This window comes from Planctomicrobium mucosum, from assembly GCF_051466335.1.
Lineage (GTDB): Bacteria > Planctomycetota > Planctomycetia > Planctomycetales > Planctomycetaceae > Planctomicrobium.
Map to the genome: position 1 here is coordinate 1,184,279 of NZ_CP195793.1, position 17,030 is coordinate 1,201,308.

Annotated in this window: 12 protein-coding genes; 7 read left to right on the forward strand and 5 right to left on the reverse strand. The window is 52.2% G+C overall.

The features are described 5' to 3' along the window. Positions 1–7: 7 nt before the first annotated feature. The gene (locus tag SH668x_RS04785) at positions 8–1,429 is read right to left on the reverse strand and encodes a DUF1501 domain-containing protein (RefSeq protein ID WP_437187559.1); all 1,422 of its coding nucleotides are present in this window, start codon (positions 1,427–1,429) and stop codon (positions 8–10) included. Between the two features lie 51 nt (positions 1,430–1,480). Next, on the reverse strand, positions 1,481–4,024 hold the full coding sequence (locus tag SH668x_RS04790) for a PSD1 and planctomycete cytochrome C domain-containing protein (RefSeq protein WP_437187560.1): 2,544 nt from the start codon (positions 4,022–4,024) through the stop codon (positions 1,481–1,483). 183 nt (positions 4,025–4,207) lie between these two features. Between SH668x_RS04790 and SH668x_RS04795 the strand changes: the two genes are divergently transcribed. Then, a complete protein-coding gene (locus tag SH668x_RS04795; protein WP_437187561.1) occupies positions 4,208–5,134 on the forward strand; it encodes a LysR family transcriptional regulator in 927 nt (308 codons plus the stop codon). Between the two features lie 147 nt (positions 5,135–5,281). Here the strand turns inward: SH668x_RS04795 and SH668x_RS04800 are convergent, their stop codons facing one another. Further along, a complete protein-coding gene (locus SH668x_RS04800; protein ID WP_437187562.1) occupies positions 5,282–5,566 on the reverse strand; it encodes a hypothetical protein in 285 nt (94 codons plus the stop codon). A gap of 380 nt (positions 5,567–5,946) precedes the next feature. Between SH668x_RS04800 and SH668x_RS04805 the strand changes: the two genes are divergently transcribed. Together SH668x_RS04805 and SH668x_RS04810 are read left to right on the forward strand one after the other, a co-directional pair. Then, positions 5,947–7,341, forward strand: a complete 1,395-nt coding sequence (locus SH668x_RS04805) for a phytoene desaturase family protein (protein ID WP_437187563.1) — start codon at positions 5,947–5,949, stop codon at positions 7,339–7,341. A 204-nt stretch (positions 7,342–7,545) separates the two neighbouring features. Continuing rightward, positions 7,546–8,472 carry a YihY/virulence factor BrkB family protein gene (locus SH668x_RS04810; protein ID WP_437187564.1) on the forward strand — a complete coding sequence of 309 codons (927 nt, stop codon included), beginning with the start codon at positions 7,546–7,548 and terminating at the stop codon, positions 8,470–8,472. Positions 8,473–8,511: 39 nt separating this feature from the next. Here the strand turns inward: SH668x_RS04810 and SH668x_RS04815 are convergent, their stop codons facing one another. Beyond that, positions 8,512–8,910: a Dabb family protein gene (locus SH668x_RS04815; protein WP_437187565.1), complete on the reverse strand. Its 399-nt coding sequence runs from the start codon at positions 8,908–8,910 to the stop codon at positions 8,512–8,514. Positions 8,911–9,235: 325 nt separating this feature from the next. Between SH668x_RS04815 and SH668x_RS04820 the strand changes: the two genes are divergently transcribed. Next, positions 9,236–10,222, forward strand: a complete 987-nt coding sequence (locus tag SH668x_RS04820) for an acyl-CoA desaturase (RefSeq protein ID WP_437187566.1) — start codon at positions 9,236–9,238, stop codon at positions 10,220–10,222. Between the two features lie 154 nt (positions 10,223–10,376). Here SH668x_RS04820 and SH668x_RS04825 read toward each other — a convergent pair whose 3' ends face one another. Then, positions 10,377–11,396 (reverse strand): AAA family ATPase, encoded by a 1,020-nt coding sequence (locus tag SH668x_RS04825; protein WP_437187567.1) that lies wholly within the window; start codon positions 11,394–11,396, stop codon positions 10,377–10,379. A gap of 292 nt (positions 11,397–11,688) precedes the next feature. Between SH668x_RS04825 and SH668x_RS04830 the strand changes: the two genes are divergently transcribed. From SH668x_RS04830 to SH668x_RS04840, 3 genes are all read left to right on the forward strand, one after another. Then, positions 11,689–14,739, forward strand: coding sequence for a PVC-type heme-binding CxxCH protein (locus SH668x_RS04830; protein WP_437187568.1), 3,051 nt, complete (start codon positions 11,689–11,691; stop codon positions 14,737–14,739). Between the two features lie 638 nt (positions 14,740–15,377). Continuing rightward, positions 15,378–16,412, forward strand: a complete 1,035-nt coding sequence (locus SH668x_RS04835) for a DUF1559 family PulG-like putative transporter (RefSeq protein WP_437187569.1) — start codon at positions 15,378–15,380, stop codon at positions 16,410–16,412. A 118-nt stretch (positions 16,413–16,530) separates the two neighbouring features. Further along, the gene (locus SH668x_RS04840) at positions 16,531–16,968 is read left to right on the forward strand and encodes an Ig-like domain-containing protein (protein WP_437187570.1); all 438 of its coding nucleotides are present in this window, start codon (positions 16,531–16,533) and stop codon (positions 16,966–16,968) included. Positions 16,969–17,030 lie beyond the last annotated feature (62 nt).

Genomic DNA, 17,030 nt, shown 5'->3' on the forward strand with positions numbered 1-17,030 from the left:
AGTTTAATTAGGCGAAGATGTCGTGGTGAACATGTCCATGAACATCGGTCAGCCGGAAGTCGCGGCCAGCGTAGCGGTATGTCAGCCGTTCATGATCGACCCCCATCAGGTGCAGGAGCGTGGCATGCAGGTCGTGAATGTGCATCTTGTTGTCTTGGGCATAATACCCGTATTCATCTGTTGCCCCGTAACGGAACCCTTTCTTGACACCCGCTCCTGCCATCCACATGGTGAACCCTTCCGGGTTATGGTCACGGCCATCGTCGGTTCCCTGGCTTGTTGGAGTTCTTCCGAACTCACCTCCCCAGAGAACGAGCGTGTCATCAAGCAGCCCGCGCTGTTTGAGGTCGGTCAGCAATCCCGCGATGGGGAGATCGACTTCCGCTGCGTTCTTTGTGTGACCTGCTTTCAGATCACCATGCTGATCCCATTGCACGAGATGATCGCTGTGTGTGACCTGAATGAAACGGACGCCACGTTCAGCGAATCGTCGGGCGAGAAGACACTGACGTCCGAAGTTTTCCGTGGTGGGATTATCGAGGCCATAGAGCTTCAGAGTTTCAGGAGTCTCTTCCGCGAGATTCTGGGCAATCGGCATCTCGGATTGCATCCGGTATCCCAGCTCAAATGTCTGGATTCGGGCTTCCAGTGAAGCCTCTGGTCCGGACGTCGCTAGATGTTCGTGATTCATCTGTGAGAGAAGATCGAGCTGCTTGCGTTGAATCTCGAGTGGCAGTTTCGAGTTCTTGATGTACTTGACCTGCGCGTTTGTTGACGGCAGGCTGGCGACACCGAGGGGGACTCCCTGGTATTTGGCGGGGAGAAACGCAGAACCCCAGTTCTTGACTCCCCCGTGGGCGAGAGTCGGGCAGATCGTGATGAACCCGGGAAGGTTCTGGTTCTCAGAACCGAGTCCGTAAGTGATCCATGAGCCCATGCTGGGGCGAATGAAGTTATCGCTTCCAGTGTGTAATTTCAGCAGCGCGCCGCCATGCGCTGCATTCGTCCCGTGAAGCGAGTGCAGGAAACAGATGTCGTCAACATGCTTCCCAACGTGAGGGAACAGGTCGCTGACCAACATTCCGCTTTCGCCGTATCGCTGCCATTTCCAGGGGGATGCCAGCAGGTTTCCGGTCGGTGCAAACTGCACTGAGGGTTTGTCGAACGGCAGTGGCTTTCCGTGGTCTGCCTGCAACTTCTCCTTGTATTCGAAGGTGTCGACGTGTGACGGTCCCCCTTTCATGAATAGGAAGATGACTCGCTTGGCCCGCGGGGGGAAATGAAATGGCGATGGTGCTGCAATCGGAGTCGAAGCTTTTGCTTGTTCCGACTGGAGCATCGCAGCCATTGCAAGATATCCGAATCCGACAGCTGAGTTCTTCAGCATGCAACGCCGGTTGATTTGATGACTTTCATTCGAAAAGAGCATCGTTCGTTCCTTTGGCTGGCGATCGATCAGAACGCGGAGAGTCGGGCAGGCTTAGTTGATGTAGAAAAACTCATTGGAGGAAAGGATCGCCTGACAAGCGATTTGCCAGGCAAGTTTCACTGCATCAGCGGAAGGATCAGTCTGTTGAATCGATTCGATAAAGTCTTGGACAGACCGCAGGAATCGTTCTGCTTCATGAGATTCCGGGGGACGCCCCAGAGCAAGCTCGTAGAGACGATGAATTCGTGCTGTGTCATCGTTCGGCACTTCTTCGAAGCCACGTTCGACAAACTTCTCTGCAGCAGTCAAAAACATCTCGCTGTTCATCACGAATAGTGCTTGAGGTGCAACGGTTGAGACTTCACGTCCTCCAGAGACGACATCGGCATTGCTGTAGTCAAACAGTGAAAAAACGTCATACATATTGTTGCGGATTACCGGAAGGTAAATCGAACGGCGGTTTGTGTCGTACGTCGTCGCATCCTTCGAAGTATGGTCGAAAACGAGTTGCCACTTTGGAACCGTCAGCATCGCACTTCCCTGGGAGAGATCAATCGTTCCACTCACAGCGAGGAGTGAGTCACGAATCAATTCGGATTCAATGCGAAGTACGTTGAAACGCCAGAGAGAGACGTTCGCTGGATCAATTGCTGCATTCGCCAGATTGTCCTGGCTGCTGCGGCGATAGGTCTCGCTGAGGAGAATCTGCCGATTCAATTCTTTGACCGACCACCCGTTGTTGATGAACTCGGCAGCAAGTGCATCGAGCAGAGCGGGATTGGTAGGGGGAACACCCAGTCGTCCAAAGTTCTCTGTCGTCTCGACGATTCCTTTTCCGAAATGCCATCGCCAGATGCGATTGACTGCAACTCGTGCGGTGAGCGGATGCTCGGGGCTGGTGAGCCAGTCTGCGAGTTCCTTGCGCCCGCTGGACGTTTCTGCGATGGGCAATTCGCCTGAGGTTTTGAGAATCTCTGGAATGCCTCGGTCAACTTGGCGACCGAGCGTCATGTGACTGCCTCGCACGTGAATTTTCAGGTTCGAGACTGTTCCCTCTTTCACTCCCATTGCAGTCGGGTAGGTCGGTTCGACCAGCTGAATCTTGGCGAGTTCATCGCGAAGGATCTTCAGCTGTGCTTTGGTCTCTTCTGAAAAATTCGCTTCTTTTTCTTCGACAGTCAGACTCTCTGACACGGGATCAGCTTCTTGCAGCGCTGTCGTTGCAGTGGCGACAGCAGCGTCGATCTCTGACTGCTTGGCAGCCTTTGCTTCGTCGAATTTCGACTGAGCTTCCTGCTTCAGGGCCGAAATCTCTTCATCGCTTAAAAGGATGTGTTCGTTGTATTTTCCGATGGTCGCGAAGGATTCCATCGTCTTGGTGCTCTTGAGGATCCCGGCGAGAGCGTAGTAATCCGCTGTATAGATCGGATCAAACTTGTGGTCGTGGCAGCGGGCACAGGCAATGGTCAGGCCGAGTACAGCTTCTCCGATTGTGGCGATCTGTTCATCGATGATGTCCATTTCCATTTTGACTTTGTCGACTTCAGCGAGCACCTTGGGACCGAGTGACAGGAATCCAGTGGCGATTCGGAGATTGTTGACCTCTTCGGGAGTTTTCCCGTCAACCATCAAATCGCCAGCCAGTTGCTCTTTGAGAAACAGGTCAAAAGGCTTGTCAGCATTGAAAGCGTCGATGACGTAGTTTCGGTATCGCCACGCATCAAGGTGAGCGAGGTTTTCATCCTGCCCGTTGCTGTCAGCGTAGCGCGCGACCCCCAGCCAGTGACGTGCCCATCGCTCTCCATATTGAGGACGCGAAAGAACCTCATCGACCAGCCGTTCGTATGCTTCTGGAGACTCGTCTGCCAGAAAGTTATTCACCTCTTCTGGAGTCGGTGGAAGTCCGGTCAGATCAAACATGACCCGGCGAATCAGCGTGCGTTTGTCAGCAGGTGCGTTCGGGACCAGGCCTTTGCTGGTCAGTTCCTCATTGACGATATCGTCGATAACTTTTGCAAAGGGGATGCTTGGGTCACGCTTGATACTGCTGGTGTCAACCGGGCGGAATGACCAGAACTTACGTGACTCTTCAAGGTTGATCGCACCGACGCGAGGAGCAGCGCCGCCCGCATCTTGCTCGGGATGAGGAGCACCACGCTGAATCCACTCTGTGATGAGTGCAATCTCTGCATCAGAAAGCTTCTGATCGGGGGGCATTTGCAGATTGGGGTCTTTGTAGTTGATCGCAGCGACCAACAAACTCCCTTCGGCGTCATTGGCAATGACTGCAGGTCCAGACGTTCCACCACCGAACATCCCTGCGTATGTGTCCATGCGCAGCCCAGATTCCTGGGTGTCGGCTCCGTGACAGTCAGCACACTTTTCGATCAGCAAAGGACGGATCTTGTTCTCAAAGAACTTGACGTCTTCTTCGGATGGTCCGCTGGCAATTGCGACGCTTGAACACAGTTCGCAATTGAAGACCAAGGAGCAGAAAACGAGCACGGCGATCGCAGTAAGCCGACCCAACACTGGCTGGCGGTACGGTTGTGCTCTCAATGTCCACACAGTGACTCGCGGAAGGGTGATCTGCATTGAATCCTCGGCAGTATCAGGCGAAATCGGCGGGGAAATCCGGTAGGGAATCTCTCCTGATAATCTTAGACGAATTCACTCCAAAAAGACTCTGCATTCGTTACAATAATTTGAAATTGATGATGACATTCAATGCAATGACATTTGAGGAGGTGAATTATTTCAGGAAGGCCGCCCTCTCAATTGGTTTATAAAGATCTGTCATATTCTCTTTTAAGAAGCTTTTGTGAAGCGGCAAGACTCGGGAGTCTGTCCGCTGCAGCGAAGTCCTTGGATTTGTCGCATCCGACTGTCTGGAAACAGATTAAGGCGTTGGAGAAGCTTGTTGACCGGTCGTTGATTCAGTCCGACGGGCGGAAAAGCGAGCTGACCGACGAAGGAAAACTTCTGGCAGAACTTGCAGCCCCGGTTGTCGCGGAATTTGATTCGCTTCCGTCGAGATTTCAGGAACTTTGTGGGACGACATCGAAAGTTTTAGCAATTGCCGCCCCCCCGCGCAGCTTTACCGATGATTTAATGCCCATCATCGAAGATTTTCAGAGCCTTCACCCTGAAGTAAAGCTGAAATTACGAGAGGTATTTGAGCATCAGGGGGACGAACTTCTCTGGAATGGAGAAGTTGACCTTGTGATTGGCGATCGACACTGTTGTCAGCATCCAGAAAACTTCGACGTCGAGCCCCTTTACGAGATCCAACCGATGGTCATCATGCCGGTGGATCATCCGTTGGCGAAGAAGAAAACGATTCGTATTGAGGATATCGCAAAGTATCCCGTGTTGAATCACCCGGATAACTACCCTGACGTCGAGTCTCGAGCGGTTCTGCAGAATGCAGGGGTATTCGATCATCCGGATCGACGGTTCGATCTCGCGCTGGCAGCCTCGATTCGAGCGTGTGTGAAGCGAGGCTATGGAATCGGTCTCGTCGGTCGTCTTGCGGCAAACACACCGACTGATCCGGAGATCTGCGAGCGGTCACTGGCTCATTGTCTGCGTCCGGTCACCTGCTTCGGGTACCGACTGCGTAGGGTGACGGAGAACAGAACTCAACGTGCGTTCATCAACTTACTGAAGTTTCAGTTCGGTCATGGAGTAGAGAACGACGAATAACTTGCCGGTCTGCTTCCGGCTGTGCGCCAACGAACATTCAACGGCCCAAGGTTGCTTCGAACTGCAAGCTGGGCCGTATCGACAGCGTTCAACATCATGTGAGAACGGGTTTGGTGCCGTCTTCTGGCACGTGTGCTCAGCGTAGAACTAGGCTGGCCATTCGTGACCGCAGGCATTGCAGCTGAAGCCGACGAGGGTACCGGTGCCTGGAACCATGCGGCCGTTGCGGCCAAGGATTCCGTTGTTCAACTCGATCGATTCAACGGTCACGCGATTGCAAATCGGACAGCAACTGTTGCTCATCTGGAGACGGGCGCGTTGATCAACTGATGGAGATGAGGGGCGTTGCCGTTGGCTCGAGAATTCCACGAATGAGAGAATACGTGGTTCTTCAATGACATCGTAATCAGATACAAGTGCGAACTGGCTCATCCGTGAGTCCTTTTAACAGTGAAGAGTACTGTTTTTCTTCAAGCCGCATTCGTTGCGGGGCGGATGAAAAAACTATCTTCGGTTTCGAAGTTTAGCAACAGACCATTCGTACAGTTGTGCCGGTTTTGACGAGCGGCGTCCCAAGATATAGTAGCAATTACTCCTGACGGCACTTCATCTGGATGAATAGCATCGGCAAAAATTGCTGGTTTTCTTCACGGGATTCTCTGCCTGAAAGCGAATTCGGGGGATGGCTGTTCTGGACAGGTCCGGTTGTAATTGCGAACTTACCTGTTTCGGGATGAAGTCCTGGAGTTTTGGGCTGGTGTTTCTGGCTAACAGGCACCACCCGGTTTCCCAGCGGATTAATGGGTTCACGAGTGAAGTACGACACAATCATCATCGGTGCAGGGATGTCAGGTTTGGCAGCTGGGATCCGGCTGGCTTACTACGAGAAAAAAGTTTGTATTCTCGAACGTCACACGACCATTGGCGGACTGAATTCGTTTTACCGTCTGCGTGGTCGGAATCACGATGTTGGGCTGCATGCCGTTACGAACTTCGCGCCGGCTGGAAGTCGTACCGGTCCATTGGCAAAACTCCTGAAACAATTGCGTTTACGCTGGGATGATTTTGATCTGTGTCCGCAACGAGGCTCTTCGATCGCATTTCCCGGACATCGGTTGACGTTTTCGAACGACTATCAGGCTTTCCTGGATGGTGTCTGCGATGAGTTTCCTCATGAAGCAGACAATTTTCGTCAGCTGGTCAGCCACATCGAAAACTTCGATGAATTAAACCTGCAGCAGAAGGCGGTTTCAGCACGCCAGACTGTGGGCCAGTATCTGAAAGATCCGGTCCTGACAGACATGTTGTTCTGTCCGTTGATGTTCTACGGTTCAGCGATTCCACATGACATGGATTTCAATCAATTCGTGATCATGTATAAGAGCATTTTTCGGGAAGGCTTCGGTCGCCCGCAAGATGGCGTCCGCAAGATTCTGAAAACACTGACTCGGCATTACAAAGCTCTGGGAGGAGAACTTAAGCTTCGGGCTGGAGTGCGAGAAATTCGAGTGGTCGACGGTAAGGCGGTCGGGGTGATTCTCGATAACGGCGACGAGATCGAAGCGGAAAACATCCTTTCCTCTGCCGGCGTCGCTGAAACAGAAAGCCTATGTGGCCAGCCATCAGCACCTCCAGTGACAGAGATGTCAGCTGCAGGGGAAGTCTCGTTTAATGAGGCGATCTTTGTGCTTGACTGCCAGCCGCGAGACCTTGGGCACCATGACACGATTGTCTTCTACAATAATCTGGATCAGTTTCATTACGAACCACCGAAAGATCCATTGGATTTGCGAAGCGGAATCATTTGTTCGCCCAATAACTTTATCTACCCGAACGACGAGTTGTTGGAAGATGGGGTGATTCGGATGACGGCACTCGCCAATCCAGAATATTGGATGTCGCTGCCAGACGAGGAATACTACCCAGCGAAGCAGCTTTGGTGCGATCGAATGGCGGAAGCTGCAGTGCAACACATCCCAGACTTCCGCAGTCACATCGTCGATATCGATGTGTTTACCCCACGCACAATCAAGAAATACACAGGGAAATTGAACGGTGCTGTCTATGGGGCACCTGTCAAAATTCTCGATGGAACAACCCGGTTTCGAAACCTGTTCCTGTGCGGTACTGATCAAGGGTTCTTGGGAATCATCGGTTCCATGCTCTCAGGAATTACGATGGCTAATAACCATTTGCTCCGCGACTAGCCCATGTCTCAGGGGGAGGTGGCAGCGAATGCAGGCGAAAAGTTGTTCAAAATCTGTGTTCATCACCGGTTGTCGTCTGCGCTGCGATGACGGAATTGACCTTGTCTGAAATTCGAAATCGCTGAGAATTTACGGAACGTGTCTCTGTGTGGGGAGGCGAGTCGCGGCAGGGAAAAGAGACCCGTTGAGAGTGGTGCGGATCTGATGAAGATAATTCCGAAACGGACAGCTCGTGTGCTCTACAAAGCTGGGTTGGATTTTGTAGAAGACGACTGCATGACAATGGCTGCAGCGATTGCTTACTACGCGATATTCTCGATCACTCCGCTCACTGTTCTTCTCATGTTGATTGCCGGCAGGATCTGGGGAGAGGAGGTCGCGCAGCGCCAACTGCTCTCTGAACTGACCCAAATTATTGGAGAAGCTGCCTCTGGATTCGTGGTGACCACGGTCGAGGAGGCTCGGCCGAGCCTCAAAAACTATTGGGCAATGGTCGTGAGTAGTGTGGTCTTCGTTCTGGGGACTACCGGTGTGATGCTGCAAATGAAAGCGGCGCTCAATCGAGTTTGGAACGGGGATGAATTGCCTGCCAAGTCTGCTGTTTTGCAGGCATTGCTCAACTATCTGTTCTCCTTTTTGATGGTGTTGGCGATTGCAGGATTGCTGCTCGGGTCTTTGGTGATGACGGCAATTCTCAATGCCAGTCTGTTTTACCTCGATCCATACGTTACAAGCAGTTTGCAGGCTTTTTTGTCCAGTTGGGGACGATTTCTGGTGACCTTTCTCGTCGTTGTGATTTCACTGGCGATGCTATTTCGCTGGCTGCCGGAGGCGAAAGTGCATTGGCGAGATGTCTGGTTTGGGGCTATTCTTACAGCATTGCTTTTCAACATTGGAAAGGAACTACTCGGCAAATATCTCGGGACGATGAATCTCGCAGGGTACGGGGGCGCAGGGGCATTGGTTCTGTTGCTGGTGTGGGTCTATTACACTTCGCTCATCCTTCTGTTTGGGGCGGAAGTCACTCAGGCCCGCGCCCAATTACTCGGGGAACATCACCGCTGGCCGCTCCTGACCCGCCGAAGAAAAGCGGACCTTCAAGGAAAAGACCTCGATCAACCAATCGGGTGATCGAGGTCTCGGAATTCGGGCTGTCAGCCTCAAAACGACCTACTTGGTCCAGTAGTCTACGACTGTCGCATCTTCGAGAATTGGCTTCAGCAGCGATACGAATTCAACGTGGGCCGGATGAGTCAAATAGATGTCGCGTGCTTCATCTGATGCAAAGGTGACGAAAAAGCAGTGAGTCAGCCCTTTGTTCAACCCTTCAGGGCTTGAGTTTGTTCCCCATTCGTATTCTTTAATCTCGCTGATCTTTCCGGGCAGAGTCGCGAATGCGGAAATGACGTCGTCGATTTTCTGCTGGGTGGCGTCTTCTTTGAATTTGAACAGGACGACGTGCCGGAGGACAGCGTCCTTCTTCTTATCAGCGGATGAAGTGTTCAATAAAACTCCAGAGAGCATGAGGATCGCGATTCCGATGCAGGCGAGAGCGATGGTTTTCGTCATGTGAGGTTCTTTCTGATGGGCGCAATGTGGCATCCAGTTGATGTCATAGTAATTTTTGTTGCTTGTGGAAATCAACCGATGTGGCGTAACTCGTTGTGGTGAAAGATGTTTTTGCGGCGACTGTTGCATTGACATTTCTGTGACATTCCGTGGGAAAGTTTGACGGAAGTTTTTCCACATTCAGACACAGTCACTACGAAAAATCTGCTAGAAACATTTTGTCGCTTCGGAGGCGACGGAGTCGAGTGCGGAATGGATTCAGGAATCCTGAACGGGGTTCACACTCGATTGATCTTCACCGGATATTCACGGAAAGAACGACGTCATGTCATCAGAAATCATTGAAGAGGTCTCAGAGATTGAAGAGGCATCTTCAATCGATGGTCTCAGTGAAATTGCCGTTCTCCAGCAGATTGAAAAGCCTGCTAAACCAAAGAGTCAGGCAGCGCTGGAACGAGAAGAATTGCTTCGCTACTTCTACCCCGAAAACCTTCGCCTGAATAACATCGACTGGGTGGTTGCAATCTGGATGCTGGCGATGCACGTTGGTGCGGTCGCTGCTCTCTTCTTTGTGACTTGGCAGGCGGTTCTCGTTGCTGTTGTCCTGCACTGGGCGACTTGCAGCATCGGGATTTGCTTGACCTTCCACAGATGTCTGTCACACCGGTCATTGAAACTCAAGACACCCGCCAAACTGCTGGGCACAATCTGTGGGACAGTCGCGGGGGAAGGAAGCCCTTTGACATGGGCTGCGACACATCGTGTTCATCATGGTCACGCTGATAGCCCCGGTGATCCTCACTCTCCACTGGAAGGCCCTTGGTGGTCACATCTCTGGTGGATGATGGTCAAGACATCCCCACGGAAACGACAGTTGCTCTATCAGTACTATGCACCGGACCTTGTCCGCGATCCGATGATGCAGTTCTTTGAGAAGACCTTCGCCTTCTGGCTTTGGGGAACTGCCATCGTCCTGTATCTGGTCGGTGGACTCCCAATGCTGTTGTGGGGAATGTGCGTTCGTATGGTCCTCGCGTATCACAGCACATGGTTTGTGAACTCGGCCACTCATCTCTGGGGCTATCGTAACTACGAGATCAGTGACGCTTCACGGAATCTGTGGTGGGTCGCACTGTTTGCTTACGGAGAAGGCTGGCATAACAACCATCATGCTCATCCGCGACTGGCTCGGGCTGGTCACAAGTGGTGGGAATTCGACATGACCTGGTGGGCAATCACTTTTCTGCGACTCATCGGTCAAGCGACGGACGTCGATGATCGAATCCCGGCGTCAAAAACTGCTGCGACGTAATTCTGCTGTGATCAGTCGTCAGTGGGACAATTGATGCTCTCGCTGATGGAAATAAAGAAGACCCGCTGCACGTCGTGCAGCGGGTCTTCTTTTGTTTTCAGGTACGCTCAAAAAGACCACTCACTCCTGTCTGATTCTCAGAATCATTCGCCCGTCAGGTTGATCGCGTTGTGTTCATTTCCTCGACGAGTCGACGCACGATTTGCCCAGCATTGATTCCTTCACTCTGTGCAGCGAATGTGGTGATCAAGCGGTGGACGAGTACTGGCGCGGCGACAGCCTGAATGTCTTCTTGTCGAACCATGTATTGCCCCTGCAGTGCTGCCCGCGTCTTGCCACCCAATATCAGGTACTGTACGGCTCGCGGGCCGGCTCCCCATGAGACGAGCGGCTTCATCCAGGCAGGGGATGAAGGATCTTGAGGCCGAGTCTTTCGGACCAGTTTCGTTGCGTACTGATAGATGTGATCCGACACCGGAATTCGTCGCACGAGCTCCTGCATCTCCAGGATTTCATTTTGGTGCAGCACCGCGGAGAGATGAGGGAGTTCTCCGCCGGTCGTTGTGCGCGCAATTTGAATTTCCTCTTCCTCGGACGGATAGTCCAGTTCGATGAGGAACATAAATCGGTCCAGCTGCGCTTCCGGAAGCGGGTAAGTTCCTTCCTGCTCGACCGGGTTTTGAGTCGCCAGAACAAGAAACGGAGGATCGAGCTTAAAGTTCTTACCGAGAACTGTGATCCTGCGTTCCTGCATCGCCTCGAGAAGAGCCGCCTGGGTTTTCGGGGGAGCACGGTTAATTTCGTCTGCGAGGACGATATTTGAGAAGAGGGGACCTTTGATAAATTGGAACTCACGACGCCCTTCAGCCGTTTCCTGGAGAATGTCCGTTCCGGTGATGTCCATCGGCATCAGGTCAGGGGTAAACTGGATGCGGCTGTACTGCAGCGACAGTGTTTCGGCGAGCTTGCTGACAAGTAAGGTCTTGGCGAGCCCCGGAACCCCCATGAGCAGGGTATTTCCACGTGCGAAAAGACAGATCGCCAGTTTGTCGATCACGTCTGACTGGCCAACGATCACGCGGCCCAATTCCGACTTCAGGCGATTAAATGCGTCACGAAGCTGTTCGATGCGCTGAACATCGTCATGAGCCAATGTCTGCGAGGTCTCAGTCACTGAAAGTCTCCTGTAGTCGGAATTACTTCAAAAACGAGCTGCCCGGGTTTCTCAAGATTGTATCCAAATGTTCTGGATTGAGAGAGTCCAAGGTTTGGGTCATTTTCAGACTCTGTGAAAGCCAAATGAGTTTCAGAAAAGTTTTGGAATTTGACATTCTCTGGTTTTAACTTTGTTGAATGATCAGATTCATTGAGACGTCTGAATAGACGACTCAATGAATTCTCTTTAGTCTTTCGGATCGGACCTGTCTGTTGGGTTCGACATTGGAGTTTCTACTGGAAGAGATGAGATGGAACTACGTTTCAGTCGGGCAATTCTCAGGCACGTATTCGCTCTGTTAGCGATGACGACTTCAGTACTTGCGGAGGAATTCGTCCTTCCACCGAACACTGAAAAATCGACGACAACTCCGATGGATCCGGCCGAAGTCGTCAAGACGGCTCAGGTTCCACCGGGGTTTTCCCTTTCTGTCATTGCGTCTGAACCGCATGTTCAGAATCCAATCGCGATGACGACAGACGAGAAGGGGCGTCTCTGGATTGCTGAAAACTACAGCTGGTCCGGCAATGGGGAAGGTGGATTCAATTCCTCCCTGAAGGACCGCATCGTCATTCTTGAAGACTCCGATGGCGATGGAAGTTACGACAAACGGACCGTCTTTTGGGATCAAGCAAGAAATCTGACCAGCATCGAAGTCGGAAACGGTGGAGTGTGGGCGATCAGCCTGCCTGAGCTGATATTCATTCCAGATGCAGATCGAGACGATGTTCCAGACAGCGAGCCTCAGGTGATTCTGGATGGTCTCATTGTCGGATTGACCGGTCATACTCCTGCGAACGGGTTGAAATGGGGACCTGACGGTTGGCTGTACGGGCGGCACGGGATTCTCGCCACCAGCATGATTGGAAAGCCGGGAGCGAGTGAATCGCAGCGGTTTGCTATCAATACCGGAGTGTGGCGCTATCACCCGCAGCGTCAGGTAGGTGAAGCCGTCATGCACGGAATGACAAATCCGTGGGGCTTTGACTACGACCAGAACGGGGAAATGTTCGTCATCAACACGGTGATCGGGCATCTCTGGCATGTCATCCCCGGTGGACACACCGAGCGAATGTTCGGACTTGATATCGAACCACATTCGTATCGTTTGCTAGAGCAGACAGCGGATCACGTCCATTGGAATACCAGCGAAAACTGGCACGACGTCAATAAGGGGATCACCGACGGAACCAGTGCTGCCGGTGGAGGGCATGCTCATATTGGCTTGATGATTTATCAGGGTGACAATTGGCCTGAGGAGTACCGCAACCGCGTGTACACGTTGAACCTCCACGGGATGAGACTCAATTCGGATATTCTGGCTCGCGACGGTGCGGGCTTTACCGCGACTCATGGTCCTGATCTTTGCTTTGTTCAGGATTCCTGGTTCCGCGGAATGGAACTTCTGACCGGTCCTGACGGGACTGTGCTGATCGCAGATTGGAGCGACACAGGAGAGTGTCATGACCACGATGGAGTCCATCGGTCCAGTGGCCGAATCTATCGGCTTGCGTACGGCAATCCTGCACCGACTCCAAAATTCGACCTGAAAACGAAATCTGATCAGGAATTGATTGACCTGCTGAATCATCCAAATGCCTGGTGGGCACGACAGGCCCGTCGATTGCTCGTTGAAAGGACACATGGGGAGCAACCAAAAACTGAAGCCGCTCAGCTCGTCTCTGGGCTGGAATCCTTGCTCGCCAAGACCAATGACCACGTCCACCGAATTCGAATCCTTGAAACAATCGGGAGTGTCGGTGGATCGTCTGCTCAGTTCTGGATTGACCGTTTCGCTGCCGAAAATGAGAGCGAACGGGTCATGGCTCTGAAGTTTCTGGTCGATCAGGCGATCACTCCCGATGAGCGTACCGCCGCTTCTGTGACGGATGCATTGGAGAATCTCGCCAAGAAAGAACCATCTGGTCTGATCCAGCTTCATTTGGCGTCGTCATTGCAGCGACTCTCGTTCGATGAGCGATGGCGGATCGCTTCGCTGTTGGTGGCACGTCCGGAGTTTTGTCACGACAAGCGACTCCAGTTGATGGTTTGGTATGGCATCCTTGATGCTGTCCCAGTGTCTCCTGAAAGAGCGATCGCGCTGCTTCAGATTTCCAAGATGCCACTCGTGACTGAATGTGTTGTGCGACGCTTGAGTCTGAGCATTGAAGAGCAACCGGAAGTTGTTGAACAGGTGCTGGCATTCGTCGCGGACGGAAAGATTCCACTGGAAGCGAGTGTCGTTCACGGAATGTCTCTTGCGTTGAACGGGTGGTTAAATGCAATCCCTCCCGAATCATGGGCCGCCGTGTCGAAGAAATTCAGTGGAGCGGATAACCAACAGTTGAAGAGTGATCTTCAGGCGTTGAACCTCGTGTTCGGAGATGGTCGGGCGCTGGATGAATTGAAGACGCTTGTCGCTGATGGGATGGCACCTGCAACGACACGACAGCAAGCATTGCGAGCATTGGCAAAAGCGAGACCAGAAGGGTATTCGCAGACTTTGCTGAATCTGTTGGATGACCGGGCCTTACGCAAAGAGGCGCTGCTCGCTTTGGCCTACTACGACGATCCGAACACCCCAGCGTGGGCGTTGGCCCGTCTGGATTCATTCGATCCAGCTGAACGGAGCGCGATGATTCAGACTCTGACATCGCGGCCGCTCTTTGCCAAAGCACTGTTGGAGGCTGTTCAGGCAAAACGCATGGCTGCCTCCGAGTTGTCTGCGTTTCATGCCCGACAGATCGCTTCCTTTAATGATGAATCGTTGACAAAACTCCTGACTGACGTGTGGGGCGAACTCCGCGCCAGCCCTGCGGAGAAGAAGGCGCTGATCGAAGCACAGAAGGAGAAACTGACCGAAGCGGTCCTGGCTGAGGCGGACCTGTCCCAGGGACGCGCTCTCTATCAGAAGACTTGCGTCAACTGTCACATTCTTTACGGGAACGGTCGACGGGTCGGGCCGGATCTGACCGGGTCGAATCGCAAGAATCTGGATTACTTGTTGGAGAACATTGTCGATCCGAGTTCGAGTGTGGGGGTGGACTTTCGGACTGTTGTCGTGGCTCTTGAAGATGGTCGCGTTCTGAACGGTGTCATCAGCGAGCAGAACGACCGCACAATTACACTTCAGTCTGCGCAGGAGGCGATTACGATTGACCGTCGTGAGATTGAGGAGATGAAGGCGACGACAGTCTCTTTGATGCCAGATGGACTGCTGCAGAATCTTTCCGAAGAGCAGATACGCGATTTAATCGCCTACTTGATGGGAAGCGAGCAAGTTCCGTTACCGGCAGAGTAATTCGACTAAAGTAGTCGTTGTTACAAGAATCAGTTTTAAGCCGTCCACTCGCGTTCGCTGCGGGTGAACGGCTTTTTTTATGTCGATTTTGCATCTTGGCGAGGCTCGCCCTGTCGTGGGCTATTTTGTCGTAAATGTATTGCTCTGTAATCTGTTAAGGAAGTTGGTTGTGTTGTCTGGATTTGATGGCAGTTCTGGAAGTAGGACAAATTTCGATTCTGTGAAACATATTTTTTGAAAGGTGTTGACTTTGTCGCCCTAAAAGTCGATGATTAAATCACGACAAGATTGGTGGGATATTTGTGACGCGAAAGCGAGCTGCCACCATGGAGAACAATTGATTCGATGCTGACTTTGATTTGAGGCATCGAAGAAATCCCTCTCGCCAACAAAATGAAAACATCAAATAAAATTCTCTGCGAGCCGTTCGTGCAAAACTCTTTGCTCTCCCATCGCTGTTGTTGTCTCTCTTAGATCTGCTCACTGTCGTGAACGGCGACGGAAACTGACTGCCAGCATCGGAAGTCTTTCGATGTTGAAGCGAAACTGGTGATCCAGATTTTTAAGGTCGTTTCGGGCTTTTTCTGCATCTACCGAACGCCCTGTTCTTCATAAGAAACGTTTTAATTTGGAGTCTGATGATGTCTTTGCGTACTTCTCGCAGTGGTCGGTCGGGGTTTACATTGATTGAACTGCTCGTGGTGATTGCCATCATTGCGGTTTTGATCGCGTTGCTGCTTCCAGCCGTTCAGCAGGCCCGTGAGGCTGCCCGCCGCTCACAGTGCAAAAACAATCTCAAGCAGATTGGCCTGGCTTTGCACAACTATCATGACACTTTCAACGCGCTGCCGATCGGGTTTACAGATACGAACCTTGCAAATGTTCACGCTGCGACGAAAGATGGTGGATGGTCTTGGCGTTCCATGATTCTTCCTCAACTGGAACAGTCGACACTGTTCAATCAGTTCGACTTCAACGCACATCCGTTCGGTCAACTTCCTGCCGAAGCGGGAAACACCATCGTATCTCGGACTCCGCTTGCAGTGTTCAGCTGCCCGAGTGATCCAAAGCCAACCGCACGCAAAACCGGCAACACTGCTCCCGGTTCGACATCAACAGGGAACGGCGTCGTCGAGGGTATTGCTACAGCAAGTTACGTTGGAAATGCAGGGCCTTTTCATCACATTCTGTGCGAGGACACCAGTCCAGCACCGACAAATCCAGTCCGGAATGTGGGGCCATTCGGCGTGAATATTTCCAAGAACTTCCGAGTGGTCACGGACGGTCTATCCAACACGTTCTTTGCTGGCGAAACGACTGTTCTGGCGTCTGCAAATAATCTTCTTTACGGAGCTCTGACAAACAACGGGGGGGCGAACTGCACGAACGTTGCAGAGCACACTCCTGGAGGATTCGATGGATTGCGAACAGCGTTGCGTAAGCTGAATCCACCCGCTTCGGTTGGTCAGCCTTGGCGTGCTTTTCATAGTGCACACGTCGGCGGAGCGAATTTCCTGATGGGTGACGGTAGCGTTCGCTTCATCAGCGAGAATATCGACCACACATCTGCAACGTTCCAGCCAAATCAGCCAGATCCTTTCCAATACTCGCTGTTTGGGACATATCAGAAACTCTCTGCCGTTGGCGACGGTCAGGTTATTGGAGAGTTCTAATCTCGGGCTGCCATGAATGAGTCGAGATCAATATGCCCGGTTTATTGGTCTCGATTTTTACAGTGCTACAGAAATATCACCCCGATGCTTTTGGGGATGGCGTGTGAGGAGAGTTGTCATGTTGAGTTTTCGCCCCATTCTGGCTCTTGGTGGAATCGCTGTTTTGCTGCTAGGCGTTGGATGCGGGGGAGATGGCGTCGAGTTAGGGAATGTTGAAGGGACGCTCACTGTCGATGGCAAGCCGGTTCCCGGAGCGACAGTGGTCTTCAATCCTCAAGATTCAGAAGTGCGTTCGCCTTCATATGGAACCACCGATGCCAACGGTCACTACAAGTTAGCCTTCAACCTGCACAAGGAAGGAGCGATTCCAGCGAAGCATTTTGTGCAGATTGAGCTCGAACGGCTCACGAAAAGTGAATTGCGAGAGTACAAAGAAAACGGCATGACTCCTCCGGAGTTTTTCGAGATCCCTAAGAAATACCGCAAGCCCGACGCTCTGGAGTACGTGGTCAAACGGGGATCAAACGTGATCGATATTACGCTGGATTCAAAATAACGCTGAGAGTCAAACTGGCAGAAGTTCGGGCGGGAAGTGATCGCCATCCTTTGGTGGATGCA